The 3,833-nt window shown below is 64.9% G+C and carries 3 protein-coding genes; 2 read left to right on the top strand and 1 reads right to left on the bottom strand.

Translation table 11 applies throughout. The features are described from left to right. On the top strand, window positions 1–1,615 hold a 1,615-nt coding region (locus tag VN856_RS21195), incomplete at its 5' end, for an amino acid adenylation domain-containing protein (RefSeq protein WP_325692600.1). Next, window positions 1,612–3,000, top strand: coding sequence for a hypothetical protein (locus VN856_RS21190; RefSeq protein ID WP_325692598.1), 1,389 nt, complete (start codon window positions 1,612–1,614; stop codon window positions 2,998–3,000). The genes VN856_RS21195 and VN856_RS21190, both read left to right, overlap by 4 nt. Window positions 3,001–3,072: 72 nt before the next feature. Here VN856_RS21190 and VN856_RS21185 read toward each other — a convergent pair. Next, a partial coding sequence (locus VN856_RS21185; protein ID WP_325692596.1) for a hypothetical protein occupies window positions 3,073–3,833 on the bottom strand: 761 nt, incomplete at its 5' end.

The raw sequence follows: 3,833 nt of genomic DNA, 5'->3' as shown, positions 1-3,833 counted from the left end.
GCTCATAGCTCGGAGTCTGGGAAAAAGCATGATGGACCACGGCGTACTCGCTGCGGTGCTGGAGCACGCCGATCGAGCTCCTGATCGGCCCGCCGTCAAGGATCTGGATCGCGCGCTGACCCGGGCCGAGTTGCGCGCCGCGGCAGGGAGAGTCGCTGCCGGCCTGGTTCAGAAAGGCGTCGAACCCGGGGATCGGGTTGCCCTGCTGATCGGAAATTCGGTGGACTTCGTGGTGGCGGCACTGGGCTGCCTGTGGGCGGGGGCCACGTTCGTCCCGCTGGCGGTCACCGATCCAGATATCCGCCGTGCGCAGATCGTGGCCGACTGCCGGCCCGCACAGGTGATCACCGCGGGCGCCGACCAAACGGAGCCATCGGGACTTCCCGCCGGCACGGCGTGGACCACTCTGTCGACGTTGAGCAGTACAGACGGGCCAACGCCAACACCCGTGACGGGCCCGGTCGCCTACATCATTTACACGTCGGGGACAACCGGTGTCCCCAAGGGCGTGCAGATTCCTCCGGCGGCCTTTATCGCCGCGGTCGAATCATGCGCCGACGCCATGGGATACACCGCGGACGACCGAGCCCTGTGTGTTTCGCCGGTGCACTTTGACGGGTCCTTCTCTGCGATGTTTCCGCCGCTCGTGCGCGGCGTCCCGCTCGTCATTCCCGACCGCGATGCCCTGCTATTTCCTCGCAGGTTCTTCTCGATTGTCACCAACGAGGGGATCACGACGACCAGCTTTTCGCCGAGCTATCTCCGGTTGCTTAGATTAAGCGGCCGTCTGGCGCAGTTGGCTGACACCCCGCTGAGAGTGATGGCGCTGGGCGGCGAAGCGCCGTCCACCGCCGATATCAGGGCGGTGTGGGCGGCCAATCCTGAACTACGGGTGGTGAATCGGTACGGCCCGACCGAAACCACCATCGCAGTCGCCCATCTGGAACTGACCCCGGAGTTGCTCGACGCGGGACAGGTACCCATTGGTCAGCCTCATCCTGGGAGCTCGTTCCACCTGGTCGATGAGCACGGAAGCCTGGTGGACCGTCCGGGCGTGATCGGCGAGCTGTATATCGGCGGACCGCAGCTGATGGCTGGCTATCTGAATGACCCGGCCCGGAGCGCAGCTGCGCTGCGGACGGACGTCATCGACGGAAGCACCCTCTACCGCACTGGTGACCTCGTCTTCCGCGACGACCGGGGTAACCACGTATACGTGGGGCGGTCGGACCGCGTCATCAAGCGACACGGCGTGAGAATGTCGCTGGTCGAGGTGACCGAGGCGCTCGGCGGTATCGACGGTGTCGCATCCGCGGCGTGCACGACCTTCGACCTGGAGGGTGACCTGGGGGTTGTCGCATTCGTGGTGCCGGACCGCGAACTCACCCCTCTCGCCGTCCGCCAGGCCGCCAGCCAACGGCTCCCGGCGACGATGCTGCCCGATCACTTCATCTTGGTGGCCGACTTGCCCTTGACGTCGTCCAGCAAGGTCGACGAGCGACGGCTGCTGACGGACGCTGGCTTGTCTCCGCCAAGCAAGGCGCCTGAGCCGTCAGCGTCGCCCCAACTCAGTCTTATGGAGATCGATTCGCTTGTGAAAGGAACCACACGGTGACGACAGCAACTGATGTGACGACGGACAGACATTACGAGCAGCTGGTCCGGCGCCAGCGTGCCGCATTGCAAGATGCCTACCTGAAGGGGGTGCGCCGGCTGCGTTGGGACGCAGGGCGTCTCGCCGCGGAACGCGAACGGCGTCTTCGGGAGCTGCTGGTGTACGCCGCCGATCGTTCGCCGTTCTGGCGGGAACGCCTCGCCGGCATCGATCTGGCGAACTTCACCGAGGCCGACCTTCCTTCTCTGCCGGTCCTGACCAGAGCCGAGATGATGGCGGAGTTCGACCGGGTGGTCACGGACCCCAGGTTGACACTTGCCCGGATCCAACAACACCTCGATCAGCCGGACGGCGACCGTGGGTACATGGACGATCAGTACCAGGCGATCATCACGTCCGGATATATAGGAACCCAGGCGGTCCACGTCTACGGATGGGACGAGTTCGTCACCTTCGTGATGCAGGGCTCGCGCTGGACCGGGCGACGCGGCGAAGACCCGGAAGCGGTGCTGGCGCAGGCCTTCGCCACCAGCACGCGGCATGAGTCGGGGATATTTCACGACTTCAGCACCTTCGAAAGCGGAGGGCCGCAATCGCACTGCTCCGGCGGCACGCAACCCCTGGACGAAATTGTCGACGGCCTCAACAACGCGAGTCCCCCGGTGCAGGCTCTCCAAGCGTGGCCGAGTCTCATGCGGGAGCTGGCGTTGGAGGCGATCGCGGGACGACTCACCATCAAACCGACCTGGGTCAGCGTCGCGGGCGAGGTCTGCACCCCGCCCGTGCGGGAAGCGATTCGGTCCGCGTGGGGGATCGAGACTTCGGAGTTCTGGGGCTGCTCAGAGGGGACCTATGCCTTTCCATGCGGCGTTGGAGAGGGCATGCACGTCGCCGACGACCTGGTCATTCTGGAGCCGGCCGATGCCAACGGCAACGTCGTCCCCTTTGGGCAACCTGCGGAACGACTGCTGTACACCAACCTGTTCAACAAGACGCAGCCGCTGATTCGCTACGACCTTGTCGACGCGGTGACGATGTCCGACGAGCCTTGTCCATGCGGGTGCGCGCATCGCCGCATCACAGCGGTGCACGGTCGGATCGACGGAACGTTCCAGTACGACAACGGTTCGGCGGTGCCCCGGGCGGCTCTCGAGCAGACCGTCCTGGCTACCGCTGGAGTCGCCAACTTCTTCGTCGGCAAAACGCAAGGCGGTGTGGAGGTGTCCGTGGCGACCGACGGTTCCTGCGACCTCCACCGGCTGCGGGCGGAGCTGACCGACGTGCTCCGCCGGCATGGCGGCCCGGATTCGGATGTCGTTGTGCAGGAGGTCGATTCGATCGACCGACTGTGGTCGGGCAAGTCGAAGCAGTTCGACGCCAGGTGATCTAACGCGGTACTCGCGGGGGCGTCCACCCGCTGGGCGCAGGAGCACCGCGGGAAGAACAGGCCGGGAGGCTCAGGTCGCAGCAGTCCTCATCGCGCGCGAATAGGCCGCGAATAGGCTTGGGACTCCGCGCATCGTCGGTGCCGGTTGGACGTTGAGGACATTGGCCAGTAGCGACGGACTAACGTCGAGCACATCGACCTTCTTGCGCGACGGATCTGGCGAGATACCGGCACCATAGGCCAGCAAGATCCCCTCTGCAGTGTGGTAGGCGGTGTTACCTCCGCCGAGTATTTGGCGCGCTGCCAGCCCGAGTTCGGCTGGCGTCGCGACCAATTCGCTGTCGGCCCCCAACGGCCTATAACGCAATCGGGCGTGTTGACCAGAATCCGCATCGAGCTTGATCGATGGCGGTTGCGGCAGCAACGTGCGCCTCGTAAAGGTTGCGGTCTTTCCCTCCCGCCTGCGGGGAAACACGGGGCAGCTGAAAAGCTGCTGGCCGTCCTCGGTCCTTATCGACTCCACCGGCGTGATCGCCTCCCGCGCGGCCGCCTCATCGCCGAAGGCGAGCGAGATGCCGGGGAACATCGCCAGGCTTGACTCAGCGGATTGCAAACCGAGTCGGGATAGGAGTCGGGCGGGATTCTCGAGGACAAACAGGTCTCTATCACTGAAGCCCCCCGTCGGTATCGGGCCCTGGCCCATGCTCGCCGCAACTATCAACAGCGACTCGGGGTTCGCGGCAAGATACTTCCGAATGCGACCCAACTGCCGATCGGTGTAATCCATTGCGGTCATGATGAAACCGCCGAACACCTCATCGGTGGTGTACT

Origin of the sequence: Mycobacterium sp. (assembly GCF_035603715.1) — a bacterium.
In the GTDB taxonomy this organism is placed as follows: domain Bacteria; phylum Actinomycetota; class Actinomycetes; order Mycobacteriales; family Mycobacteriaceae; genus Mycobacterium.
Note: the sequence above shows the minus strand (reverse complement) of the source record. Positions and strands in the feature narration are given on the sequence as shown.